Raw genomic sequence first — 23,666 nt, 5'->3', positions numbered from 1 at the left:
GGACGGGTCTTTATTTCGGACCCCGTACCGTGGGGGTGTGTACCGGTTCCTCCTGACCCCGCGCTGGTGGGGGATCAACATCTTCGTCCTGCTCGCGATCCCCGTGTGCATCTTCATGGGCTCGTGGCAGCTCAGTCGTTTCGAGGACCGGGTGCAGGACCACGCGTCCGCGGCCGAGCAGTCCAAGGTGAACGAGAAGGCGGCGCCGCGGCCGCTCGCCTCGCTGCTGCCCGTGGACCAGAAGACCTCCGGGAAGCGGGCCACCGCGACCGGGCACTACGGCAAGCAGCTCCTCGTGCCCCAGCGGGACCTCGACGACCGCAGCGGCTTCTACGTCGTGACGCTGCTCAAGGTCGAGGGCTCCGGGAAGGCGCTGCCGGTGGTCCGTGGCTGGCTGCCCGGGAAGGCGTCCGCCGCGAAGGCGCCGGCCGCGCCGAAGGGCGAGGTCACGGTCGTCGGGGCGCTTCAGGCCTCGGAGTCCGCGACCTCCAGCGGGGTGTCCGCAGGCGGGGGCCTGCCGGCCGGGCAGGTCGGCGTGATCAGTGCGGCGTCGCTGGTGAACCTGGTTCCGTACGACGTGTACGACGGGTGGGTCACGCTCGACAAGGCGGACTCGGGGATGACCGCGGTGCCGGCCTCCGCGCCGGAGGGGAGCGGGCTCGACCTCAAGGCGTTCCAGAACCTCGGGTACACGGGTGAGTGGTTCGTGTTCGCGGGGTTCGTGGTGTTCATGTGGTTCCGGCTGGTGCGGCGCGAGGCGGAGGCCCTCCGGGATGCGGAGTTGGGTATTACGGAGCCGGAGCCGTCGGCGTTGGTCTAGCGGAATCGTCCCTACGCCTCGGGGCTCTGCCCCGGACCCCGCTGCTCAATCGCCGCAGGGGCTTGATTTGTCCGTCGGCAGGGCCTGAGCTAGGACGCCGGTAGCAAACCCGTGCGGTAGAGGGTGCCGGCGCAGGTGTCCGAGATGGTTGCTGCTGCCGTGGGGGAGCCCGGTTCCGGGGTGTGGGAGACCGCGACGCTCCCCTCGTCGCCCTCCTCGGAGCCCAGCTGCGTCGTCGTCTGGTTCTCGGCGCCGGTCGTCGCGTCCCCGCTGTCCGTGCCGTCCCCGGACTCCGTGGGCGTGGGAGACGGATCGACGCTGCCGCCCCCGCTGCCGCCGCCCGGCGCAGAGCAGGATCCCGAGGGCACCCACGCGAACCGCACCTCGTACGCCTTGCCCGGTTCGAGGACCATCCGGCTCGGCTCGGTCGACGGGTCGGGCAGCCCCGAGCCGTCGCCGGAGGTGTGGTCGACGACGCTCACCCTGGCCGGGTCGGCCGCGCCCTGCGCGACGGTGACCACGGATCCGGCGTTGTCGACGGTGCAGTTGGCGCCCGAGACGTTCGCGACGCGGAACGAGCCGTAGACCTTGCCGTCCGCCCCGGGCGCGCCGACGCTCGCCACCGGCCTGCCCAGCTCGCTCGCCTCACAGGTCGGCGAGGTGGCGGCCGCGGTGGACCCGGTGTCGGGTCCCCCGGTGGCGCCGCCCCCGGCCTTGCGCCCGTCGCCCTTCTTGTCGTGCTCGGCGTCCTTGTCCTTGTCCTTCGAGCGGGACGGCTTTCCCGCGTCGCTCTGTCCCGTGCCGCCGGACTCCGTGCCCGAGGTCGCCCCGCCGCGCGTCGCCTCGCTGTGGCCCGCGATGGACGGCCGGTCGCCGGAGGGGTCGGGGTTCGTCACGTGCAGCACCGCGGGCACCGCCATCGCGGCGAAGACACCCACGGCGATCGCGCCCACGGCGGCCTGCCGCTTGCGCGCACGGCGGGCCGGGACGGCGCGCCGCAGCGCGTCGAGGGCCTCGTCCGACGGCTCGATCTCCGAGACGGCCTGCCGCATCATCCGCCGCAGCGCCAGCTCGTCCGTGCCGATCACATCGGCTTCGGGCGCCTCGGTGGCGTCGCCGGGCTCGGCAGGATCCGGGGATTCCGGAGGGTGCGTGCCTGCCTCACGCACTTCGTCGGCCGCCCGGTCCGGGCCGCCGTCGAGATGGTGGTTCATGCCGGCTCCTCCATGGCGACGCGCAGCGCCGCGATTCCGCGCGATCCGTAGGCCTTGACCGAGCCGAGCGATATCCCGAGCGACTCGGCGACCTGCGCCTCGGTCATGTCCGCGAAGTAGCGCAGGACGAGGACCTCGCGCTGGCGGCGCTGCAGCCCGCGCAGCGCCTTCTTCAGGGCGTCCCGCTCCAGCAGGTCGTACGCGCCCTCTTCGGCGCTCGCCATGTCGGGCATCGGCTTGGTGAGCAGCTTCATGCCGAGGATGCGGCGGCGCAGCGTGGACCGCGACAGGTTCACGACGGTCTGGCGCAGGTACGCGAGCGTCTTCTGCGGGTCGCGGACGCGCTTGCGCGCCGAGTGCACGCGGATGAACGCCTCCTGCACGACGTCCTCGCAGGAGGCGGTGTCGTCGAGAAGCAGCGCCGCGAGCCCCAGCAGGGAGCGGTAGTGGGCACGATAGGTCTCGGTGAGATGGTCGACGGAGGTACCGGCCTGCGTCATCGACTCGTCAGCACCCTGCGCCTGTGCCGGAACGCGCGCCGGGCGTGCCGCTGGCATGGGAGCGATCACCGGCATGCCGCCGGCTGCGCGGACGCGCCGGGTGCCGAGGGGTGCGAGGGGCGGACGAAGGGCCGCGCCCGTCGCCCGTACCGCTGTGAAGTCCAGTACTTCTGCCACGCCTGTTGGACAAGCTTCCCCCCGTCAGGGTTGTACGCGTCCGGCGCCCCATTTGCGACGAACCTCGTCGTCCCCACCGACGACGCCGTACCGAATCCCGACATGCGCACCACTTCCCCCTCATGCCCCGTATGCCCGATGCCGGTCGACGCTTCAGTAGGGCGACCGCAAAGACGCTCCCCGCCCTGCGGGTGGTTGCAGGACGGGGAGGGAAAACGTCTTACACAAAACTCACACAGAATCTTACGATCAGATCCGTGGCTGGGAAGGGGCTGCCCGCATCACGGGCGAGGAAAGAGCCGCAGCTCACATCGCCGCGAGCTCGGCGGCGACCAGTTCGGCGATCTGCGCGGTGTTCAAAGCGGCACCCTTGCGCAGATTGTCCCCGCATGCGAAGAGTTCGAGCCCGGCCGGGTCGTCGAGCGAGCGCCGGACACGCCCCACCCACGTCGGATCGGTGCCCACCGCGTCGGCGGGCGTGGGGAACTCTCCGGCGGCCGGATTGTCGAAGAGCACGACGCCCGGCGCGGTCGCGAGGATCTCGCGGGCCCGGTCCACGGTGACCTCGCTCTGGAAGCGGGCGTGGACGGTGAGGGAGTGCGTGGTGACGACGGGCACCTGGACGCAGGTGACCGCGACCTTCAGGTCAGGCAGGCCGAGGATCTTGCGGGACTCGTCCCGCACCTTCATCTCCTCCGACGACCAGCCGTCGTCGCACAGGACGCCCGACCACGGCACGACATTGAGCGCCACGGGCTCGGGGAAGGGGCCCGTCCGGTCACCGACGGCCCGCCGCAGATCGCCCGGTGTCGTACCGAGCTCGGAACCGGACACGAGGGAGAGCTGCGCCCGCAGCGTCTCGACCCCGGCGCGGCCCGCCCCGCTCACCGCCTGGTAGCTGGACGCGACCAGTTCCCGGAGGCCGAACTCGGCGTGCAGGGCCCCGACCGCCACGATCATCGAGAGCGTCGTGCAGTTGGGGTTGGCGATGATGCCGCGCGGCCGCACGCGCGCGGCGTGCGGATTCAGCTCGGGCACGACGAGCGGCACGTCCGGATCCATCCGGAAGGCGGGCGAGTTGTCCACCACCACGACGCCCTTGGCGGCGGCGATGGGCGCCCACTGCGCGGACACGTGCTCGGGTACGTCGAACATGGCGACGTCGACCCCGTCGAAGACGGACTCCGTCAGGGCGAGGACCTCGGTCTCCGCACCGCGCACGGTGAGCTTGCGCCCCGCCGAGCGCTCGGAGGCCACGAGCCGGATCTCGCCCCAGATGTCCGCGTGCTGCGAAAGGATCTGCAGCAGAACGGCGCCGACGCTCCCGGTCGCTCCCACGACCGCGAGCGTCGGGCGCCCGGCGGAAGCCTCGGCCATCAGCGGCCGGTGCCTCCGTAGACCACGGCCTCGGCGGAGTCCGAGTCGAGACCGAAGGCGGAGTGCACGGCGCGCACCGCCTCGTTCACGTCGTCGGCACGCGTGACGACCGAGATGCGGATCTCGGAGGTCGAGATCAGCTCGATGTTCACCCCGGCGTCGGTGAGCGCCTCGAAGAACCCGGCGGTGACGCCCGGGTTGGTCTTCATGCCGGCGCCGACGAGGGAGATCTTGGCGATCTGGTCGTCGTAACGCAGCGAGTCGAAGCCGACGGCGGCCTTCTGCTTCTCCAGGGCGTCGATGGCCTTGCGGCCCTCGGTCTTGGGGAGCGTGAAGGAGATGTCGGTGAGACCGGTCGACGCCGCCGACACGTTCTGCACGATCATGTCGAGGTTGATCTGGGCGTCCGCGACGGCCCGGAAGAGCTTCGCGGCCTCGCCCGGCTTGTCCGGAACCCCGACGACGGTGATCTTCGCCTCGGAGGTGTCGTGCGCGACACCGGAGATGATGGCCTGCTCCACGCCCTTTTCCCCTTGCTGGTTCTTCTCGATCGGCTCGTTGCTGACCCACGTGCCCTTCAGCCCACTGAAGCTGGAGCGGACGTGGATCGGGATGTTGTACCGACGGGCGTACTCCACACAGCGGTGGAGCAGCACCTTCGACCCGGAGCTGGCGAGCTCCAGCATGTCCTCGAAGGAGATCCAGTCGATCTTCCGCGCCTTCTTCACGACGCGCGGGTCGGCGGTGAACACGCCGTCGACGTCCGTGTAGATCTCGCAGACCTCGGCGTCGAGCGCGGCGGCGAGGGCGACAGCGGTGGTGTCGGACCCACCACGACCCAGGGTCGTGATGTTCTTGCCCTCCTGGCTGACGCCCTGGAACCCGGCGACGATGGCGATGTTGCCCTCGTCGATCGAGGTCCGGATGCGCCCCGGCGTGACGTCGATGATCCGCGCTTTGTTGTGGACCGAGTCGGTGATGACTCCGGCCTGACTGCCCGTGAACGACTGGGCCTCGTGGCCCAGGTTTTTGATCGCCATCGCCAGCAAGGCCATGGAGATCCGCTCTCCGGCGGTCAGCAGCATGTCGAATTCGCGCCCGGCAGGAATCGGGGAAACCTGCCCGGCGAGATCGATCAACTCATCCGTCGTGTCGCCCATCGCGGACACCACAACGACAACCTGGTTGCCGTTCTTCTTGGCGTCGACGATGCGCTTGGCGACCCGCTTGATGCCCTCGGCATCTGCAACGGAGGAGCCTCCGTACTTCTGCACGACAAGGCCCACGTGCGCTCCTCGCTCAGTCCGTCTGTCACCGCATGTACGTATGCGCACTGCGGTCGGCTCAGTTTAACGAGCGGCCGAAATCCGCCCCGGCTATATCACATCGTGAGATGTCCCGCCCACGACCTGATCACCCAGGTTTCCGTTTGCCGACATCCGGCCGCTCGGACAGTCGCATGCCCAGACCCTGCCGGGGCAACCGGGGAAGTGGCGCGGGTCACAGACGGTTACTTGACCGGGCGCAGCCCCAGGGGACCCGCGATCTCCTCCGCCATGACCTGGCCCGCTTCCTCCTCCAGCGTGCCCTCCGCCGTCGACAGGTCCTCGTCGGTGTCGAGGCCGTCGAGGTCGTCGAGGGGCTGGTTGAGGCGGACGTGGGCGACCAGGGACTGCAGGGCGCGCAGCGTCGCCGAGGCCGTCGAGCCCCAGTTGGAGAAGTACGAGAACTGCCACCACCACAGCGCCTCGGTGATCCGGCCCGCGCGGTAGTGCGCCATGCCGTGCCGCAGATCGGAGACGACGTCCGCCAGATCGTCCGAGATCCGCGCGGCGACCGGCGCCTTGCGCGGCTCGTACGGGTCGAAGACCTCGGAGTACACGTCGACCGGGTCGAGCATCGCGGCGAGCCGCTCGCGCAGGTCGTCCATGTCCGGCTCAGCGCCCAGGTCGGGCTCGTAGCGCTCGTCCGGAAGGATGTCCTCGTGCGCACCCAACCGGCCGCCGGCGAGCAGCAGTTGGGAGACCTCGAGCAGCAGGAAGGGCACCGCCGAGTCCGGCTCGTCGCCCTTGGCGATCTCGGTCACGGCCACGATGAACGACTCGATCTGGTCCGAGATCTGGACGGCGAAGTCGTCGGGGTCCGAACCCTGCGGTGGCTTCTGTGGTGTCTTAGACATCTAGGAGTCTTCTCCCCTCGAAGGCGCGGCCGAGGGTCACCTCGTCCGCGTACTCCAGGTCGCCCCCGACGGGGAGGCCGCTGGCCAGGCGGGTGACCTTCAGGCCCATGGGCTTGATCATGCGGGCGAGGTACGTCGCTGTGGCCTCGCCCTCGAGGTTCGGGTCGGTGGCGAGGATGAGCTCCGTGACCGTGCCGTCCGCGAGACGGGCCAGAAGCTCCCTTATCCGCAGATCGTCCGGGCCCACGCCCTCGATCGGACTGATCGCGCCACCGAGCACGTGGTACCGCCCGCGGAACTCACGGGTGCGCTCGATCGCGACGACGTCCTTGGGCTCCTCCACGACACAGATGACGGAACCGTCGCGCCGCTGGTCGCGGCAGATGTTGCACAGCTCTTCCTGCGCGACGTTGCCGCACGTCGCACAGAAGCGGACCTTCGCCTTGACCTCCATCAGGGCCTGCGCGAGCCGCCGTACGTCGGTCGGCTCCGCCTGCAGCACGTGGAAGGCGATCCGCTGCGCGCTCTTGGGACCGACGCCGGGCAGCCTGCCCAACTCGTCGATGAGGTCCTGGACCACGCCTTCGTACACGGATTCCGTCGCTTTCCTGTGCCAACAGATACGCCGTCCGCCGGTGTCCTCTGCTGGTGCTGTGTCTTGGTACGTACGGTAGTTGGCGGCAGGGTCAGAAGGGGAGACCCGGAATGCCGCTGCCGCCACCGAGGCCCTGCGCGAGCGGGCCGAGCTTCTGCTGCTGGAGCGTCTGCGCGTTCTCGTTGGCCGCCGCGACCGCCGCGACCACCAGGTCGGCGAGGGTCTCGGTGTCCTCCGGGTCGACCGCCTTCGGGTCGATCACGAGGCCCCGCAGTTCACCGCCGCCGGTCACCGTCGCCTTGACGAGACCGCCGCCGGCCTGGCCCTCGACCTCGGTCTGCGCCAGCTCCTCCTGAGCCTGCGCGAGGTCCTGCTGCATCTTCTGGGCCTGCTGGAGCAGCTGCTGCATATTGGGCTGGCCACCACCGGGGATCACGATCAGCTCCTGTTCCGGTCCGCTTCCGGTCCGTTGCACGACGACGGGGCGGGGCCTGTGTGCGCGGTTGTCCGCCGCTGCCCCTGGATCCGAGCCTACGTGGTCGTGGGGCCGCCCGCCCCGGCGACCTGAAGCCTCCCGGGGCATGCGGGGCCTCATTTCCGGTCTGCACTCTTTCGAGTGAGATGGGTTGCTTTCTATACCTGATGCGAGACCACTTCCGGGCGGAGATCCGGTGAAAACTGGGGTTCGGCCACCCATTGGGCGGTAGGAAGATGCTGCACATCAGGACCTGACGACGAGTGCGGGCCCTGGCCCCAGCCGTGATCTGTCGAGGGAGTTCCGGGTGAGTCAGCCGGAGATGCAGCCCGAAGGTGCACCCCAGGAGGGGTCGGGCGCGGGCAAGGACGGCGACCGGGGCGGCCACGGCGAGAAGGTCCCCCGGCAGGGCGATCTCACCGGGCGCACGCTCCCGCTCGGCGACTGGGGCGAGCCCGCCGAGCGGCTCGACGAGCTGTACCGCTGGGTCGAGCAGGGCGCCCTGCGCACGGCGGACTGGTACCTCTCGGACCGGGTCTGGAAGCGGCGGGGCGCGCGGGCGCTGCGCACCGGCACCGTGCTCGGGGCGGTCTGCGGCGGGGTGCTTCCGCTGCTCGACCTGACGGGTGTCCTCGCCGGGGCGGCCCCCTGGGGGTATCTGTCGCTGCTGCTCGCGGTGGCGTGCGTCGGGTGCGACCGGTATTTCGGTCTGACGTCCGGGTGGATACGGGATGTGGCCACGGCGCAGGCCGTGCAGCGGCGGTTGCAGGTGCTCCAGTTCGACTGGGCCTCGGAGAACGTACGAGAGGTGCTCGGCCCGACCGAGGGGACGGCCAGTGAGGCCGCCGAGCGGTGCCTCGGGGTGCTGCGGCGGTTCTCGGACGACGTGACGGAGCTGGTGCGGGCCGAGACGGCGGACTGGATGGTCGAGTTCAAGTCCGGTCCCGCGCCGCTGACGATGCAGGCGTCCGTCCCGGCGTCCCGCCCCGCGGACCAGCCCAGCAGCCGCTTCCCCCTCCCCCCTGGCACCCGCCCCAACATGCCCCGCCAACGCCCGCCGGAGCCCCGGTAGCCGCCGTTCCGCTGCTCAAGGCCCGGCGGCGGGTGAGCCGATCAAGCCCCGCCGGCGATTGAGGCGTGGGGTCCGGGGTGGAGCCCCGTGGCGTGGGGACGGGTGGGCGCAACGGGTCCGGTCAGCTGAAGATGAGCATGGAGCTCTGGGCGAGACTGCGCGTCGCCGCCTGGTGAAGCCCCAACCAGACATGCCGCTCACGGGCGAACGGACTGTCGTCCGGCGGAACGGCCGCCGCCGGTTCCTCCAACGAGGTCGGTGCGGCAGGCGGCGCCGGCGGCTGCGGCGGATTGGCGGGGTCGATACCGATGGACGGCGCCACGAACTCCAGTTCCCGCAACAGCGCGTGCGACGAGCCCAACGGCCCGCCTCCCGCAAGGAGTTCGTCGTTCGAGAGCGGTTCGGGAAAGTCCACGGGAACGTACGCACCCGCGTGGTCGTAATGCCAGACCAGGTGGGAACTCTGGGCCGTCGACTCGAACATCTCCAGGAGTTGCTCGTAATCGCCGCCCAGTTCGTCGACCGGCGTCACCGCGAGCCCGCAGATCTGCAGGAGATACGCGCGACGCAGGAAGTGCAGCGCGTCGTAGTCGAAACCCGCGATCGGCGCCACGTCCCCGGACAGACCCGGCATGTACGCGTGGACCGGCACCGGTGGCAGTCCTGCCTCGTTCAACGCTTTGTCGTAGAGCGCGAGTTCGTCGGCGAACGGATTGTCGGGGCTGTGGCACAGCACGTCGACCAGGGGGACGAGCCACAGGTCACAGGCCAAGGGGGCTCCTCAGTGCTCCGGAGTGCTCCGGCGCGGTGGACGGTATCGGCGTCGTCATCAGGGTAGTGCGATGCGCGGCAGGGTTGACCTGTCTTGCGCCGACCCGTTGTCGCCGCCGTACCCGCTCACCTGCCCGTCAGAGTCTCGATCAAGGAGAGCGAGTCGTCGTTGTACGAGGCGATGAGCGCGTGCGCGGCGTCGGGGTCGTGGTTCGCGAGTGCGTCGACCAGGGCGCAGTGGCCCGACCACAGACGGCCCCTGAGATCGCCCGCGGAGCGCAGGTGCGGGACCGCGCACATCCAGGACTGGACGCGCAGGCGGTGGAAGAAGTCGGAGAGGTACGGGTTGCCGAAGAGGGCGGAGAGTTCGCGCCAGAAACGCAGGTCGTAGCCGATGAGGACGTTCAGGTCGCCGGCCGTCGCGGCGCGGGACGCCTCCTCGCCGCGGCGGCGGACGCCGGCGAGGTCGGCGGCCTTCTGCGGGGCGCGGGACGGGTCCTCGGCGAGGCCGCGGAAGATTCCGTCGGCGACCAGGCTGCGGGCCTCGATCATCGCGCGGTAGTCCGTGAACGAGTACTCGTGGACGCGGAAGCCGCGGTGTTGCGCGGAGTCGAGGAGGCCCTGGGCGCTCAGGTCGACGAGGGCCTCGCGGACCGGGGTGGCCGATACGCCGTAGCCGTCGGCGATCTCCTTGACGGTGAATTCCTGGCCGGGGGTGAGGCGGCCCGCCAGGATTTCGTCGCGCAGTGCGTCCGCGATCTGCTGGCGCAGGGTGGAGCGGGTGACGGCGGGGCCGTCGGATGCGGGCACGGGTCGGGTCCCCCGGTTCGGCTGGGCGGGCGGTTCGGTGTGGCTGGTCAGGTTACGCCTGTGGTGACGGTCCGCCTGTTGCGCGGGCCCGGGGGGGGTCGACCTGTGCCGGGGTCGGCGCCCGCAGTACCCGTTGCGCGGCACCGGGGTTTCCACCTGTGCCGAGGTCGGCGCCCGTAATACCCGTTGCGCGGCACCGGGGTTTCCACCTGTACCGGGGTCGGCGCCCGTAATACCCGTTGCGCGGCACCGGGGGCCGCCTTGCCCACCCTGCCGCCCAAGGCGGCAGATTGCCCAAGGCGGTGGCGGTCGACTGCCCAAGGCGAGAAGGCGGCCCGTCCGCCGCGGGTGGGGAGCCGTTTCGGCGGCAGATTGGCCAAGGCTCGGTCGGTACCGGAGGGCCCGGGGCGGGGTGGCGGCAGATTGGCCAGGGCTGGTGGCGGCACCCCGTGTGGCCGATGCCCCCGGAGGGGGCGGGCGGGTGGGAGAGGGCCGGGGGGACGGGGAGACGACGGGGAGACGGGGGGGACGGGGAGACGGGATAGTCCCCCCCGGTCCGCCGGTCCGCCGGTCCCCCGACCCGGACCCGTGGTTACGACACGTGTTCGTCTGCCGTGGAGAGGGCGGCGTCCAGGGACGAGAGGCCTTCCTTGGCCTCCGCCTCGGTGATGTTGAGGGCCGGGACCACGTGGGTGCGGTTCATGTTGATGAAGGGCCACAGGCCGTTGGCCTTGGCGGCGGCGCCGAATGCCGCCATGGGGGCGTTCGCCTCGCCCGCCGCGTTGTACGGCACGAGGGGCTCGCGCGTGGCCCGGTCACGTACCAGCTCAAGCGCCCAGAACATGCCGACGCCGCGCACCTCGCCCACCGACGGGTGCCGCTCGGCGAGCTCCTTCAGGGCCGGCTCGATGACCTCGGAGCCCAGCTTCGCCGCGTGGTCGACGATGCCCTCCTCCTCCATCACGTTGATGGTGGCGACCGCGGCCGCGCAGGCCAGCGGGTGGCCGGAGTAGGTCAGGCCGCCCGGGTAGGGGCGCTTGGCGAACGTCTCCGCGATCGCGCCCGAGATCGCGACGCCGCCCAGCGGGACGTACCCCGAGTTCACGCCCTTCGCGAAGGTCAGCAGGTCCGGCGTCACGTCGTAGAGGTCGGCGGCGAACCACTTGCCCGTACGGCCGAAGCCCGCCATGACCTCGTCGAGGATGAAGACGATGCCGTAGCGGTCGCAGAGCTCACGGACACCGGCGAGGTAGCCCTTCGGCGGCAGCATGATGCCCGCCGTGCCGGGGATCGTCTCCAGGATGATCGCCGCGATGGTCTGCGGGCCCTCGAACTGGATCGTGGATTCCAGGTGCTCCAGGGCGCGCTCGCACTCCTGCTCCTCCGTCTCCGCGTAGAAGCGGGAGCGGTACAGGAAGGGGGCCCAGAAGCGGGCCACACCCGCGGTGCCGGTGTCGCTGGCCCAGCGGCGCGGGTCACCCGTGGCATTGATGGCCTGCTGGGTGCCGCCGTGGTACGAGCGGTACGCGGAGAGCACCTTCGGGCGGCCCGTGTGCAGACGGGCCATGCGAAGGGCGTGCTCGACGGCGTCGGCGCCCGCGTTGGTGAAGAAGATCTTGTCGAGGTCGCCGGGGGTGCGCTCGGCGATGAGGCGTGCGGCCTCGGAGCGCGACTCGATGGCGAAGGCCGGGGCGAAGGTCGTCATCTTCGCGGCCTGCTCCTGGATCGCCGCGACGACCTTCGGGTGCTGGTACCCGATGTTCGTGTAGACGAGGCCGGAGGTGAAGTCGAGGTAGCGGTTTCCGTCGTAGTCCCAGAAGTAGGAGCCTTCGGCACCGGCGACGGCCAGCGGGTCGATCAGCTCCTGTGCCGACCAGGAGTGGAAGACGTGCTTGCGGTCCGCGGCCTTCACGGCGGCGCCGACCTGGGGATTCGGCTGAGGGGTCATGGGGCCGAGGGTAAAGGGGCGGCGCACCGGCACACCATCGGCGTCCTGTCTGTGGGACGCCGCCGAACCCGACAGTCTGTCGCCCCACCTCTCGCCGCCCCTTCCTGAGCTGCTTTTAGCGTGGCGTTAGGAAACCGTCGGGCACGCTGGTCGGCATGAGACAGCCGATCGCGCACCGCTGGCGCAACGTGGCCGTGACCGCGGCGTGGGTCGCCGTAGGAACGGCGGCGGGCGCCCTCGGCGCCTGGCAGCTGGCGGGCTCCGACGCGAACGCCGGGACCGGCACGCACGGCCATCCGCTCGACGACGCCGCGGTGCACCGCGCCCTGGCCTCGGCGCAGGCGACGACACCCCGCGCCGACGCCTCCTCCGCCGCCCCGGCCCCCGCCGACCAGCGCCGCACGCTCCGCTTCACGGGCGGCTCCGCGACGGTCGAGTGCGGGGCCGACGGCAGCGTGTACCTGGTGGCGTGGAGCCCGTCGGACGGCTTCGAGATCGATGACGACGACGTCGTACGCGGTCCGGGGCGCGTGGCCAAGCTGGAGGCGGAGCCCTCGGACGACGACGACGGCCACGACCGGCACTACGAGATCCGGTGCGCGGCGGGTTCGGGCGTGCCCCGGGCCACCGAGGTCCCGGACGACGACGATGACGACTGAGGACAGCTGACGTCGGCAGGACCCGGCCGGGGGGTGTCCGGCGCACCGGCATACGGTGATCAAATGCCCCATCTCCTGGTCGTCGAAGATGATCCCGCCCTGCGGAACGCCCTGGTCCGCGCCCTGCGCGACCGGGGTCACGCCGTCGCCACAGCGGCCACCGGCATGGCCGGACTCGACGCGGCCGTCACCGACCGCCCCGATCTCGTCGTGCTCGATCTGGGCCTGCCCGATGTGGACGGCGCCCGAATACTTCGGATGCTGCGCGCGGTGAGCGACGTACCGGTGATCGTGGCGACGGCCCGCGACGAGGAGGGCGAGATGGTCGCGGTGCTCGGGGACGGGGCCGACGACTACATCGTGAAGCCTTTCGGCGCGGCCCAGTTGGACGCCCGGATCAAGGCGGTGCTGCGCCGTCTCGGGCTGCCCGGCGACGTCGACGAGCCGCTCACGGTCGGCGCTCTCGTGCTCGACCCGGCGTCCCGCGAGGTCACGCTCGACGGGCGGCCGCTCGATCTGACACCGCGCGAGTTCGACCTGCTCGCCTATCTCGCCCACCGTCCGGGACAGGTCGTCTCGCGCCGTGAACTGCTCGCCGAGGTGTGGCAGCAGCCGCTGGGCGGCGCCGACAAGACGGTGGACGTCCATCTGTCGTGGCTGCGGCGGAAGCTGGGCGAGACGGCCCAGGCGCCGCGCTATCTGCACACCGTACGCACGGTGGGTGTGAAGCTGATGGCCCCCGACGGTCAGGCGGCTTCGTAGTGCGCCGCACCCTGCTGCTGCTCACGGCCGCCACCACCGCCCTCGTCCTCACCGCGCTGCTCGTCCCGCTGACCCTGCTCACCCGCAGCCACGCCGCGGACCGGGCGACCGCGGAGGCCACGGCGCGCGCCCAGTGGGTGGCCGCCGCGATGGGCCCCACGCTGCACAGCGCGGGCGAACGGGCGGGCGCGGAACAGGCCGTGGAGAGCGTCAACTCGACGTCGCGGCCCGACACTTCCCTGATCTTCGCCGACGGCAAGGTGATCGGCGCCCCGGCCACCGTCACCGACGCGGTGCGCCTCGCACGCGCGGGGCGCGCCTTCACGTACGAGCCGCCGGGCGGCGGCCGTCAGGTCCTGGTGCCGGTGCAGGGCGCGGAGGGCGGCACGGCCGTCGTCCAGGTGACGCTGACGAACCGGCAGCTGTACGACGGGATGCTCTCGTCGTGGCTGACGCTGGCCGGCATCGGGCTCGGCCTCGTCCTCATCGGGCTGCTGCTCGCGGACCGGCTCGGGGCGCGGCTCGTCGGGGCGACGCGCGCGCTGGCCGGGACCGCGGACCGGCTCGCCGGCGGCGACCTGACCGCCCGCGCCGAGCCGCAGGGGCCGCCGGAACTGCGCTCCGTGGCCGCCGAGCTGAACCATCTCGCGGCCCGGATCGACGAGCTGCTGACCGCCGAGCGGGAGAACGCGGCGGACCTCGCGCACCGGCTGCGCACGCCCGTCGCGGCGCTGCGCCTGGACGCGGAGGGGCTGCGGGACGCGGAGGAGGCCGAGCGGATCGCGGCGGGGGTCGCGGCGCTCGAACAGGGCGTGGACGACGTCATCCGCAAGGCGCGCAAGCCGCTCCGCGACACGGCCGGTGCGGACCTGGCGGCGGTCACCCGGGACCGGGCCGCCTTCTGGGAGCCGCTCGCCACCGATCAGGGGCGGGGCCTCGACGTGTCGGTGCCGGACGTGCCGGTCGCGGTGCCCGTGCCGGAGGACGAGCTGGTCGCGGCGCTCGACGCGCTGATCGGGAACGTACTGGACCACACCCCGCAGGGCGTCGGCTTCCGGGTCTCCGTCCGCTCGGACGGCCCCGTGGCGGAGCTGGTGGTCGCGGACGAGGGGCCCGGCCTCACGCCGGAGTCCGAGACCCGTGGTTCCAGCGGGGGCGGCTCCACGGGGCTCGGCCTGTCGATCGTGCGGCGCACGGCGGAGGAGTCCGGCGGAACGGTCTCCTTCGGATCCGGCGGTCCGGGGGCCGTGGTCACCCTGCGGTGGGGCGGCTAGTCACGTCGCCCGGCACCGGCGCCCGGCCTCGGGGCTCCGCCCCGGACCCCGCGCCTCAAACGCCGGCGGGGCTGGAACGGGGGAACGCCTCCCGTACGGAGCGCGACCACCGGTTGTTCCCCAACTCGGGCCGCAGCGCCGCAAAGCCCCCGCAGTACTTCGTGAACTCGGCCGCCCGCACCCCGAACCGGTGCAGCACCCGGTCCGCCTCGGTCAGCTGCCCCCGCGTCTTCGTCTCCACGAGCACGAGCCCACCGTCCGAGCGGACCGTCCGCCCGTCGGAGAGGTCCCGCACCGCGAGCCCCGCGTCGCACGTGATCCGCTGCCCGTCGGCGACGAACGTGGCCCGCTGGTAGTCCGTGACCAGCGAGGGTTCGAGCCCGTCCGGTGCCTCGATCCCGTACGCCCCGCCGAGCACCCCGGCGAGGAAGCCCTGCTGGGCGGCGTCGAGCGGGCGCTCCTCGCCGTCGAGCCTGCGGCGGTGCTTGACGGTCTCGCCCCGCCCGTTCTTGAGCTTGATCTCGAACTGCCGCTCCCCCGTGTCCTGGTAGAGCCGCTCGCGGATCTTGTAGCGGAGCCGTCGTCCCTGCCGGTGGTCGTGGTACGTCCGCAGGTCGGCGGTGTCGTAGTAGGTGGATCTGTACGAGAACCAGCGGCGGCCGTTCACCGAGAGGGCCCGGAACGGACCCCCGGCCCGGCGCGGGTCGGTCAGCAGCGCCGCGAAGTCCTCGAAGACGTCCACCGGCACCAGATAGCTGTTGTCGTAGCGGGCCAACAGCTCTGCCCTGTTGTTCAGTTCATCGAGCGACAACGGCTTGGCGGCGAGTGCGGCGCGCCCGATGGCGCGTACGGCGGGGATCACACGGTCTCCTGGTGATAGGCGGCTGCGGTCTTCGTCGTACTGCGAGGCTCATGAAGGTCATGAGCTCCCTTGTGGGTACGAGTGGTACGTATGGGCGGCTCCGATCGTTCCCGTGCCTCCGGCTGCCGGAATCGAACTTCCACGACCATCAGATCGCGTACGTAGTCGATCTCCTGCACGGTCCAACCATGCGGCTCGCCCACGCGCCTCGCCAGTTCGGCCCGGAGCTCGTCCTCGTCGACGTGCACGGCGTCGAGGGTGACGACGGCCCGGCGGTCACGGGCGTACAGGCGGGGGTGGTCGGCCACGTAGACGACCACGAGGAGCAGCGCGGCGAGCGCGGCGGTGACGCCGAGGCCGAGTGCGCGCAGTCCGCACAGCAGCCCGAGGACCAGCGTCACGAAGTAGTACGCCACTTCCTGGTGCCGCAGCGCGTCGGAGCGCAGCCGCACGATCGACAGCACCCCGAACAGGCCGAAGCCCAGGGCGAGCCCGCCGCCCCTGCCGACCTCGCCGAGCGCGGCGACGACCGCGAACAGGGCGACGTTCAGCGCGAGGTACGCGGGCACGAGTTCGCGCCTGCGGTGTCGCGGATAGAAGATGCCGAAGGTCAGCAGGGTCACGGCCAGCAGATCCAGGCCGAGATGCGCGCCGAGCCCCGCCACGTTTGGGAGCTTGTCCATGTCCTCGACGCTACGGACGGCCGGGTTAACGCCGCGCTTGGTGACGGTTAACGATCCACGCCCGCCGGTCCGCGTCCACCGGCCCGCGCCGGCGTTCGTCAACCTGGGTAGACGCACGGAACCGTTGGGCCCGCGGGGCCCCTCTCTGTCGTATGTCCGCACTATTCTCAGTTCGTTGCACACATACCGGGGGAGGGTGGCGCGACATGGAGGGTATGCAGAGCATCGGCGCGTACCGGTTGCTCGGCCGGCTCGGCGCGGGCGGCATGGGCGAGGTGTATCTGGCGCGCTCGGAGCGGGGGCGCACGGTTGCCGTGAAGGTGGTGCGCGAAGAGCTCGCGGAGCAGGAGGAGTTCAGGAACCGCTTCCGGCAGGAGGTGGCGGCCGCACGGCGGGTCGGGGGCGCCTGGACGGCTCCGGTGCTGGACGCGGACACGGACGCGGACATTCCCTGGGTGGCGACGGGGTACGTGGCGGGGCCCAGCCTCCAGCAGGTCGTCTCGCACGACTACGGCGCGCTGCCCGAGCGTTCGGTGCGCATCCTCGCGGGCGGTCTCGCGCAGGCGCTCAAGGACATCCACGCGGCGGGCATCGTCCACCGCGACCTGAAGCCGTCGAACGTGCTGATGACCATCGACGGTCCGCGCGTCATCGACTTCGGCATAGCCCGCGCCCTTGAGACGGTCACGGACGGCGGGCTCACGCGCACCGGGGCGCTGGTCGGCTCGCCCGGTTTCATGGCGCCCGAGCAGGTGCGCGGCGACCGGATCACTCCGGCGTGCGACGTGTTCTGCCTGGGTTCCGTGCTCGCGTACGCGGCGTCGGGGCAGCTGCCGTTCCGTACGTCCAACAGCGGGGTGCACGCCCTGATGTACCGGATCGCCGAGGAGCCGCCCGAGCTGACGGACCTGCCGGAGGGGTTGCAGGACCTCGTCCGCGACTGCCTGCACAAGCAGCCGGGCGACCGGCCCACGCTCGACGAGATCATGGAACTCACCGGCGTGGAGGGCACGCTGGGCGACGGCGGCCGCACCCGCGACCCGTGGCTGCCGGGGGCCCTCGTCGCACAACTGGCGCGGCACGCGGCCAAGTTGCTCGACACGGAGAACCCGGAGCGCACGGCGCAGGTCGCCCCGCCCGATCCGCCGCCCGCTGCTCCCCCGCCGCCCGGCACCCCCGGCGCGACGCCGCTGAACCACCTGCCGACGGTGGTCGCCCACGAGACCCCGCCGGCCCCCGCGCCCCCGCCTCAGTACGGCTATCCGCACCCGCACCCGTCGCAGCCCCTGCCGCCCGCCTACGGCCATCCGCCCGGCGGCTGGGGCCAGACCCCGCCCTACGGCCCGCCGCCGCCCGGGCCCCGGCGCCGCAGCCGCTCCACTCCCGCGCTCATCGTGGTCGCGCTGATCGTGGCGCTCGGGGCGGGCGGCTCCGTGTACGCGCTGATGAAGGGCGGGGAGAAGCCGTCGGGACGCACCGACGGCAAGGCCTCCCCCACGGCCTCCGCGGTCTCGGCGCCGCCCTCGTCCCCCGCCGGGACCTCTCCCGGCCAGGAGGCGTCCACGGCGCGGGAGGAGTCCCCGAAGCTCGCGGCGGGCGACGTCCCCACCGAGTTCCTCGGCACGTGGAACAGCGCGATCGACAACGCGCTGGGCCACCACCCGCGCATCATGACGCTCCGGCAGGGCGCGTCCGGCGACACGGTCCTCTCCCTGACGGCGGACGGCTACCAGCGCGACGGCTCCCCGTACCACTGCGTCTTCCAGGGCCGGCTGGAGTCGGCGACCGCGGCCGAGATACGGATCGGCCCCACCGTCCCGACGACGGCCCAGCCCAGCGCGGCCTGCACCCCGGGCGAATCGAGCACGGTCACGCTCCTGTCCGACGGCAGGCTGAGGCGCGCCATGGCGGGCGCGAAGCCACTGACGTACGACAAGGCGGGCTGAGGCGGACGCACGAGCGCCCCGGCCCGCCGAAGCGGACCGGGGCGCTCAGGCCGAAGGCGGCCTACAGGAACGAGTTGATCTCGATCGTCTCGTCGCGGCCGGGGCCGACGCCGATCGCCGAGATCGGGGCGCCGGACATCTCCTCCAGCGCCTTCACGTACGCCTGCGCGTTCTTCGGGAGGTCCGCGAAGGTCTTCGCCTTCGTGATGTCCTCCGACCAGCCCGGCAGGTACTCGTAGACCGGCTTCGCGTGGTGGAAGTCGGTCTGCGAGTAGGGCAGCTCCTCGACGCGCTTGCCGTCGATCTCGTACGCGACGCAGACCGGGATCTGCTCCCAGCCGGTGAGCACGTCGAGCTTCGTCAGGAAGAAGTCGGTGAGGCCGTTGACGCGCGTCGCGTAGCGGGCGATCACCGCGTCGAACCAGCCGCAGCGGCGGTCACGGCCGGTGGTGACACCGCGCTCGCCGCCGATCCGGCGCAGGTCCTCGCCGTCCTGGTCGAACAGCTCGGTCGGGAACGGGCCCGCGCCGACGCGGGTCGTGTAGGCCTTGAGGATGCCGATGACGCGGCTGATCTTCGTCGGGCCCACGCCCGCACCCGTGCAGGCACCGCCCGCGGTCGGGTTCGACGAGGTCACGAAGGGATACGTGCCGTGGTCGATGTCGAGGAGCGTGCCCTGGCCGCCCTCGAACAGGACGACCTTGTCGTCGTCGAGCGCGTCGTTGATCACCAGGGTGGTGTCGGCGACGTAGCCCTTGATCTTGTCGGCGTAGCCGAGCAGCTCCTCGACCACCTGCTGCGCCTCGATGGCGCGGCGGTTGTAGAGCTTCGTCAGGAGCTGGTTCTTGACCTCGAGGGCCGCCTCGACCTTCTGGGTGAGGATCGACTCGTCGTAGAGGTCCTGGACGCGGATGCCGACACGGTTGATCTTGTCCGCGTAGGTCGGGCCGATGCCGCGGCCCGTGGTGCCGATCTTCCGCTTCCCGAGGAAGCGTTCCGTCACCTTGTCCACCGTCACGTTGTACGGCGTGATGATGTGCGCGTTTCCGCTGAGCAGGAGCTTCGACGTGTCGACGCCGCGCTCGTTCAGACCGCTCAGCTCGGAGAGCAGGACCGACGGGTCGACGACGACACCGTTCCCAATGACCGGCGTGCACTCCGGGGAGAGGATTCCGGAAGGGAGGAGATGCAGCGCGTACTTCTGGTCGCCCACGACAACCGTGTGGCCGGCGTTGTTGCCGCCCTGGTAGCGCACTACATAGTCCACGGATCCACCGAGCAGGTCGGTGGCCTTTCCCTTGCCTTCGTCACCCCACTGAGCACCGAGCAGCACAAGTGCGGGCACAGGCGTACACCCCTTCCGGGCGGGGCATGTCCAAGGTCAGGGGCCGTGGCCGCGGCGGTGCGGCGTGCCTTCGTAAGCCTTGGGGTGCCCCGGAATAGACGAAGCCCCTGGCGCAATAGCGCAAGGGGCTCTTGCACAAAGATGCTACCCGAGGAAGCGAGGCAAGGCCGAGGTGGCGGCTTTGGACCATCCATCTGACCATGCGGACGACGCGAGCCAGGGGCTGTCGCGACAGCTGTTGGTGATCGTCGATCCGGCCGCGATGCGCGCCGACGGGGAGTCCGTGCGGATCGCCAAGGACGTGTTGTGCGCGGGTTCCACGGCGAAGGTGTGCCTTCCGGAAGGCCCCGCGGAATTCGCGAAAGCGCTGGCCAAACGGGGTGCGAGGCGCCCCGTCGTGGTCGGTGACGACCGGGCGCTGCTGCGCGCGGTCTCGCTGCTCCACCGGGAGCGGGAGCTGGCCGGGGCGGTGTTCTCGATGGTGCCGGTGGGCGCCGCGGTCTCGCTCTCGCGGTCACTCGGCGTGCCCGGCGGCACGGTCGAGGCGGCGCGCGCCGCGCTCGACGGGACGGAGCGACGGCTCGATCTGTTGGTTGACGACAGCGACGGAGTGGTGCTGGGGGACCTTCGGATCCCACCGGTTTCGGCCATTGACGCCGACCCGGACGGGACCGGTCCGCCGTGGCTGCGGACGTGCCGGTCGCTGGTGCGCAGCCTCGCGGCGCGGCCCGCGCGCCCGGCGGTCCAGGAGGCGGGTCAGCCCGCGCGGCTCCGGGTCGAGGCGGACGGGGTGACGCTCGTCGATCTGGACCAGCCGGTGGAGGGCGTCTCGGTGGGGCCCGCCACCGGCACCGGGCTGGCGCGGGTGGAGGTGCGGCCCGCGGCGGAGGACGCGGCGGTCGCCCCGCTGACCGCCAGGGCCAGGACGATCACCGTGACCGGCAGCGACTTCCGCTACCGGGCGGACTCGGTGACGATCGGCGGCCCGGTGCGCAGACGTACGTGGACGGTGCGCACCGGGGCCTGGCGGCTGGCGCTCCCCTGAGTCAGGCCCTGCGGCGGCGGATCGCCGTCACCGTAAGGGTGCCGAGGGCCACGGCCAGGGCGGCCCCGCCCGCCACCCACAGCGCGGTGCTCGAGCTGCCGGTCTCGGCGAGGTGGTCGCCGGGCGGCGTGGACGCGCCGCCTCCGGTCGGGGGTGTCGTGCCGGAGGGCGTGGGGGTCGGGGGCGACGTGTCGCTCGGGGTCGGGGTCGGGGTCGCAGAGGTGGGCGGCGGCGAGGTGGGCGGGGTCTTCGCGAAGGCGTTGGTCACGACGACCGCGGCGGACTCGCCCTCCCGGACCGGGAACGGCTCGCCCAGCGTGACCGTTCTCGGCTCCCCGCCGTCCACGGTGATCTGGGCCGAGGTCTGCGCGGTGACCTGGTCACCGGCTCCGGAGCGCGGTTCCTCGACGGTGCACGTGGTGTCCGCGTCGAACCGGTGCCGCTCCAGCGCGCCGGATTCCTCACCGGCCGCGACGTCCAGCGCGTCCTCGGTGCCGTCGGCGCAGACGAGGGTGAGGTGCGCCGGGTCGGGGCGCAGCCCCTGGTCGCCGGTGGTGCGCTTGGTGACGTCGAGGGTCCCGATCTTCACGAAGCGGTTGGTGAACCGGCAGGTGGGACGCGGGTTCCCGGCGGTGAGCACGAGCTGCACGGTGCCCTGGTCGGTATTCACGTCGGAGCCCGCCGCGCCGCAGTCGGCATCGGTCATTTCCCAGTGCCCCGCGGCGGTGGGCGGCGGCAGGAATTCCTGCACGGTGTACCGAGTGCGGTCGTCGACCGTCAGCTCGTCGGCGGCAGGTCCCGTGCCGTCCTCGGGGTGCGCGGTCGCGGCGACGCCCTCGGTGTCGGTGGTGGCGGTGGACCGGTGGGTGGTGGCGTCCCTGAGCCGGCCGAGCGGGTGCGCGGTGACGCCGTAGGCGAAGGTGCCGGTGCCGCCCTCGGTGACCTTCTCGATGTTGATGGCGCCGCCGGGGGTGAACTTGTTGGTGAGCAGGCACGTCGAGTCGTCGACGGAGGGCAGGTCGTACGTGGCGTGCCAGGTGCCGTTGGGCGCGTCCTTGGTGGCGTCGCCCTTGGTGATCCTCACGTCCTTGCCGTTGCAGTTCAGGCCGACCAGGTCCCAGCTGCCGGTGCCGTCGGAGTCCGGGATCGCTTCGTCGATCGCGTACCGGCCCGGCGTCGCGCCGTCCGGTGCCTGCACGACGGTGACGGGCACGCCCTCACGATTGGTGGTGACGGGGCCCACGGCCAGTGGCTCCGAACTGGAGGGTGGTCGCACGTCGATGTCGAAGGTGCCGGTGCCGCCGATCGACTCCTTCTCGATCAGCGCCTTCCCAGTGGTTCTGGTGTTGGTGTACGTGCAGGTCACGGTGTCGCCCGCAGCGAGCACGACGCTGGCGGCCCCGGCCGAGTCCCGGGTGACCTGACTGGTGCCCTCGCTGCCGTCGGCCGCCACGATGGTGCAGTCGGGCATGGTCGGCGGGGACCAGCCGCTGCCGGACGGGACGAACTCCTTGAACGTCCAGGGTGTGCTGCCCGCCGCCCGTACGAAGGTCTCCGAATCCGACTTCTGTGCCGATGAGTTGAGCACGAAGTCGTTGGTGCCGTCGCTGTTGGTGTCGCCGTACGACACGTTTCCGTCGAAGCGGAAGTCGCCCTCGCCAGGAGTGCCGTCCGCCACCTTCTTGACCACCTTGATGGTGCCGGCGTCCGGCGGGGGTGTGATCGCGTAGTAGTAGCAGAAGACGTGCCGGGTGCCGGACGGGAAGGCCACGTACTCGACGTTGTCGCCGTTGATGGAGTCCTGCGCGCAGCGCAGCGCGCCGAAGCCGTACTGCTCCTGCTTCCCGTTCAGCGGCTGGGACTTGGTGCCGCCCTGGGCGATCAGGCTCGAACCGGCGCCGATCTCCTGGCTGTTGAGGTTCACGGTGACCGCGCCTTCGAGGGTGCGGCCGGTGTCATTGCCCTGGGCGTCGAGTTCGGGAGCGCTCGACTTCGTGGTGATGTTCTGCCGGATCGGGCTGGTGACCGTGCTCAGGTTCTGCGAGGCGGAGGACTTGCCGGTGATGCCGGTGCCGGTGGACATGGTCCAGTCGGACAGCGGTTCGCACGGCGGCAGCGGGGTGCCGGATGCCTCCTTCTGCGCCGAGACGGCTTCTCCCGACGCGTAGTTGGAGTCGGGGCCGAGGTCGCGCAGCGACTCCTGGACGTTGTTGCGGGCCTTGTTGGCCATGACGTCGGAGTACTCGGGGCACTGGCGGGCCACGAAGGTGACCGACAGGGGGTTCTGCGCGGCGGCCGCGGACGCCCGCCCTCCGGTGGGGCCGAGGGCCGTCAGGAGGCAGGCGAGCACCAACAGCGCGCCGAGCGCCGGCCCTCCCCACCGCGCGATCGCCGACCGGGACGCCACGCACATACCGCTCCACCCGCCTGTCCATACTCTGATGCGATTACCGTCAAAAACGGCATATCGCTTTCGCGGCGCGCCCCCAAGCAACGAGGCCGGAGCGCCTGCGGGTGGGGCCGGAGGGTCCTACGTTTGGCGGAGCAGCGGGGCGCTCAGCCCAGGTCGAGCGTCTTGCGGTGTTCGCGCCAGCGGTCCATCAGCCCCGCCAGCTCGCCCTGGACGAACTCGAAGAAGGCCAGGGTCTCCGCCATCCGACGGCCCGCGGGGGTGTCGGGGCCGAGGCTGTCGCGGCCCTCGCGCAGCGCGTCCTCCCAGCGCTTGAGGACGCTGTCCCGGCTGCCGAGCGCCTCGTACCACTGGTTGTCGTGCACCCGGAACAGATCGCGGCGCGTGCCGGGCTCGCGCTCGCGCGTGACCATGTGCTGCTGGGTCAGATAGCGCACCGCCCCGGACACCGCGGCCGGGCTGACCTGGAGCCTGCTGCCGAGCTCGGCGGAGGTGAGGGCGCCGGAGTCGGAGGCGAGCAGGGCCGCGAAGACGCGGGAGGGCATCCGCGCCATGCCGGCCTCGACGAGCTGGGCGGCGAAACGCTCGACGAACCGGGACCTGGCCTCCTCGGCCGCCCGCGCCTGCGCCTCGTCCTTGCCCTGCGTGCCCATGTCCCGATCCTCTCCCCTTGCCCGGCCTGCGAGAACAGTTTATACGCTTCCTTAACTTCACAAATTTGTGAAGCGCGCGTAGCTTCAAA

The 23,666-nt window shown here is 71.4% G+C and carries 22 protein-coding genes; 7 read left to right on the top strand and 15 right to left on the bottom strand.

Annotation, left to right across the window (positions count from 1 at the left end; translation table 11 throughout):
- The first annotated feature begins 37 nt into the window (after window positions 1-37).
- Window positions 38-820, top strand: coding sequence for an SURF1 family protein (locus ACY34M_RS30255; RefSeq protein ID WP_462721622.1), 783 nt, complete (start codon window positions 38-40; stop codon window positions 818-820).
- Between the two features lie 89 nt (window positions 821-909).
- Here the strand turns inward: ACY34M_RS30255 and ACY34M_RS30250 are convergent, their stop codons facing one another.
- From ACY34M_RS30250 to ACY34M_RS30220, 7 genes are all read right to left on the bottom strand, one after another.
- Window positions 910-2,034 carry a hypothetical protein gene (locus tag ACY34M_RS30250; RefSeq protein WP_462721623.1) on the bottom strand — a complete coding sequence of 375 codons (1,125 nt, stop codon included), beginning with the start codon at window positions 2,032-2,034 and terminating at the stop codon, window positions 910-912.
- Window positions 2,031-2,609 carry a SigE family RNA polymerase sigma factor gene (locus ACY34M_RS30245; protein ID WP_462721660.1) on the bottom strand — a complete coding sequence of 193 codons (579 nt, stop codon included), beginning with the start codon at window positions 2,607-2,609 and terminating at the stop codon, window positions 2,031-2,033. Before ACY34M_RS30245 ends, ACY34M_RS30250 begins: the two co-directional genes overlap by 4 nt.
- A gap of 408 nt (window positions 2,610-3,017) precedes the next feature.
- Window positions 3,018-4,088 (bottom strand): aspartate-semialdehyde dehydrogenase, encoded by a 1,071-nt coding sequence (locus ACY34M_RS30240; RefSeq protein WP_462721624.1) that lies wholly within the window; start codon window positions 4,086-4,088, stop codon window positions 3,018-3,020.
- On the bottom strand, window positions 4,088-5,374 hold the full coding sequence (locus ACY34M_RS30235; RefSeq protein WP_462721625.1) for an aspartate kinase: 1,287 nt from the start codon (window positions 5,372-5,374) through the stop codon (window positions 4,088-4,090). The genes ACY34M_RS30240 and ACY34M_RS30235 overlap by 1 nt, the downstream gene beginning before the upstream one ends.
- A gap of 224 nt (window positions 5,375-5,598) precedes the next feature.
- Complete coding sequence (locus ACY34M_RS30230; protein ID WP_462721626.1) at window positions 5,599-6,267, bottom strand: DUF5063 domain-containing protein; 669 nt, start codon at window positions 6,265-6,267, stop codon at window positions 5,599-5,601.
- A complete protein-coding gene (gene recR, locus ACY34M_RS30225; RefSeq protein WP_306318459.1) occupies window positions 6,260-6,859 on the bottom strand; it encodes a recombination mediator RecR in 600 nt (199 codons plus the stop codon). The genes ACY34M_RS30230 and recR overlap by 8 nt, the downstream gene beginning before the upstream one ends.
- 94 nt (window positions 6,860-6,953) lie before the next feature.
- Window positions 6,954-7,298: a YbaB/EbfC family nucleoid-associated protein gene (locus tag ACY34M_RS30220; RefSeq protein WP_306318458.1), complete on the bottom strand. Its 345-nt coding sequence runs from the start codon at window positions 7,296-7,298 to the stop codon at window positions 6,954-6,956.
- 346 nt (window positions 7,299-7,644) lie between these two features.
- Between ACY34M_RS30220 and ACY34M_RS30215 the strand changes: the two genes are divergently transcribed.
- Window positions 7,645-8,409, top strand: a complete 765-nt coding sequence (locus ACY34M_RS30215; protein WP_462721627.1) for an SLATT domain-containing protein — start codon at window positions 7,645-7,647, stop codon at window positions 8,407-8,409.
- A 121-nt stretch (window positions 8,410-8,530) separates the two neighbouring features.
- Here the strand turns inward: ACY34M_RS30215 and ACY34M_RS30210 are convergent, their stop codons facing one another.
- The 3 genes from ACY34M_RS30210 to ACY34M_RS30200 all read right to left on the bottom strand — a co-directional run bounded on the left by ACY34M_RS30210 (window position 8,531) and on the right by ACY34M_RS30200 (window position 11,938).
- The gene (locus tag ACY34M_RS30210) at window positions 8,531-9,181 is read right to left on the bottom strand and encodes a hypothetical protein (RefSeq protein ID WP_462721628.1); all 651 of its coding nucleotides are present in this window, start codon (window positions 9,179-9,181) and stop codon (window positions 8,531-8,533) included.
- Window positions 9,182-9,306: 125 nt separating this feature from the next.
- Window positions 9,307-9,990, bottom strand: coding sequence for a GntR family transcriptional regulator (locus tag ACY34M_RS30205; protein WP_462721629.1), 684 nt, complete (start codon window positions 9,988-9,990; stop codon window positions 9,307-9,309).
- A gap of 592 nt (window positions 9,991-10,582) precedes the next feature.
- Complete coding sequence (locus ACY34M_RS30200; protein WP_462721630.1) at window positions 10,583-11,938, bottom strand: aminotransferase class III-fold pyridoxal phosphate-dependent enzyme; 1,356 nt, start codon at window positions 11,936-11,938, stop codon at window positions 10,583-10,585.
- Window positions 11,939-12,093: 155 nt separating this feature from the next.
- Between ACY34M_RS30200 and ACY34M_RS30195 the strand changes: the two genes are divergently transcribed.
- The 3 genes from ACY34M_RS30195 (at window position 12,094) to ACY34M_RS30185 (ending at window position 14,633) form a co-directional block, all read left to right on the top strand.
- Window positions 12,094-12,597 (top strand): hypothetical protein, encoded by a 504-nt coding sequence (locus tag ACY34M_RS30195; RefSeq protein ID WP_462721631.1) that lies wholly within the window; start codon window positions 12,094-12,096, stop codon window positions 12,595-12,597.
- Window positions 12,598-12,660: 63 nt separating this feature from the next.
- Window positions 12,661-13,359, top strand: a complete 699-nt coding sequence (locus ACY34M_RS30190; RefSeq protein WP_462721632.1) for a response regulator transcription factor — start codon at window positions 12,661-12,663, stop codon at window positions 13,357-13,359.
- On the top strand, window positions 13,359-14,633 hold the full coding sequence (locus tag ACY34M_RS30185) for a sensor histidine kinase (protein ID WP_462721633.1): 1,275 nt from the start codon (window positions 13,359-13,361) through the stop codon (window positions 14,631-14,633). The genes ACY34M_RS30190 and ACY34M_RS30185 overlap by 1 nt, the downstream gene beginning before the upstream one ends.
- Window positions 14,634-14,688: 55 nt before the next feature.
- Here ACY34M_RS30185 and ACY34M_RS30180 read toward each other — a convergent pair whose 3' ends face one another.
- Together ACY34M_RS30180 and ACY34M_RS30175 are read right to left on the bottom strand one after the other, a co-directional pair.
- Window positions 14,689-15,495, bottom strand: coding sequence for a polyphosphate polymerase domain-containing protein (locus ACY34M_RS30180; protein WP_462721634.1), 807 nt, complete (start codon window positions 15,493-15,495; stop codon window positions 14,689-14,691).
- Window positions 15,492-16,178 (bottom strand): DUF4956 domain-containing protein, encoded by a 687-nt coding sequence (locus tag ACY34M_RS30175; protein WP_462721635.1) that lies wholly within the window; start codon window positions 16,176-16,178, stop codon window positions 15,492-15,494. The genes ACY34M_RS30180 and ACY34M_RS30175 overlap by 4 nt, the downstream gene beginning before the upstream one ends.
- Window positions 16,179-16,393: 215 nt before the next feature.
- Between ACY34M_RS30175 and ACY34M_RS30170 the strand changes: the two genes are divergently transcribed.
- Window positions 16,394-18,124, top strand: a complete 1,731-nt coding sequence (locus ACY34M_RS30170; protein WP_462721661.1) for a serine/threonine-protein kinase — start codon at window positions 16,394-16,396, stop codon at window positions 18,122-18,124.
- Between the two features lie 61 nt (window positions 18,125-18,185).
- On the opposite strand, the gene ACY34M_RS30165 is transcribed toward ACY34M_RS30170, so the two are convergent.
- Window positions 18,186-19,469 (bottom strand): adenylosuccinate synthase, encoded by a 1,284-nt coding sequence (locus ACY34M_RS30165; protein ID WP_462721636.1) that lies wholly within the window; start codon window positions 19,467-19,469, stop codon window positions 18,186-18,188.
- Between the two features lie 172 nt (window positions 19,470-19,641).
- On the opposite strand from ACY34M_RS30165, the gene ACY34M_RS30160 reads away from it, so the two are divergent.
- Window positions 19,642-20,514 (top strand): diacylglycerol kinase, encoded by an 873-nt coding sequence (locus tag ACY34M_RS30160; protein ID WP_462721637.1) that lies wholly within the window; start codon window positions 19,642-19,644, stop codon window positions 20,512-20,514.
- A 1-nt stretch (window position 20,515) separates the two neighbouring features.
- On the opposite strand, the gene ACY34M_RS30155 is transcribed toward ACY34M_RS30160, so the two are convergent.
- Window positions 20,516-22,921: a prealbumin-like fold domain-containing protein gene (locus ACY34M_RS30155; protein ID WP_462721638.1), complete on the bottom strand. Its 2,406-nt coding sequence runs from the start codon at window positions 22,919-22,921 to the stop codon at window positions 20,516-20,518.
- A gap of 149 nt (window positions 22,922-23,070) precedes the next feature.
- The gene (locus ACY34M_RS30150) at window positions 23,071-23,577 is read right to left on the bottom strand and encodes a GbsR/MarR family transcriptional regulator (protein WP_462721639.1); all 507 of its coding nucleotides are present in this window, start codon (window positions 23,575-23,577) and stop codon (window positions 23,071-23,073) included.
- Between the last annotated feature and the right edge of the window lie 89 nt (window positions 23,578-23,666).

This window comes from Streptomyces sp. EDA2-14 (assembly GCF_054963755.1).
This window is presented reverse-complemented; position numbering and strand designations above follow the sequence as displayed.

Coding starts and splice junctions, on each gene's coding strand:
- ACY34M_RS30175 (WP_462721635.1), bottom strand. CDS start 16,178: ATGGACAAGCTCCCAAACGTGGCGGGGCTCGGCGCGCATCTCGGCCTG.
- ACY34M_RS30190 (WP_462721632.1), top strand. CDS start 12,661: ATGCCCCATCTCCTGGTCGTCGAAGATGATCCCGCCCTGCGGAACGCC.
- ACY34M_RS30170 (WP_462721661.1), top strand. CDS start 16,394: ATGCAGAGCATCGGCGCGTACCGGTTGCTCGGCCGGCTCGGCGCGGGC.
- ACY34M_RS30195 (WP_462721631.1), top strand. CDS start 12,094: ATGAGACAGCCGATCGCGCACCGCTGGCGCAACGTGGCCGTGACCGCG.
- ACY34M_RS30200 (WP_462721630.1), bottom strand. CDS start 11,938: ATGACCCCTCAGCCGAATCCCCAGGTCGGCGCCGCCGTGAAGGCCGCG.
- ACY34M_RS30250 (WP_462721623.1), bottom strand. CDS start 2,034: ATGAACCACCATCTCGACGGCGGCCCGGACCGGGCGGCCGACGAAGTG.
- ACY34M_RS30150 (WP_462721639.1), bottom strand. CDS start 23,577: ATGGGCACGCAGGGCAAGGACGAGGCGCAGGCGCGGGCGGCCGAGGAG.
- ACY34M_RS30230 (WP_462721626.1), bottom strand. CDS start 6,267: ATGTCTAAGACACCACAGAAGCCACCGCAGGGTTCGGACCCCGACGAC.
- ACY34M_RS30245 (WP_462721660.1), bottom strand. CDS start 2,609: ATGCCGGTGATCGCTCCCATGCCAGCGGCACGCCCGGCGCGCGTTCCG.
- ACY34M_RS30240 (WP_462721624.1), bottom strand. CDS start 4,088: ATGGCCGAGGCTTCCGCCGGGCGCCCGACGCTCGCGGTCGTGGGAGCG.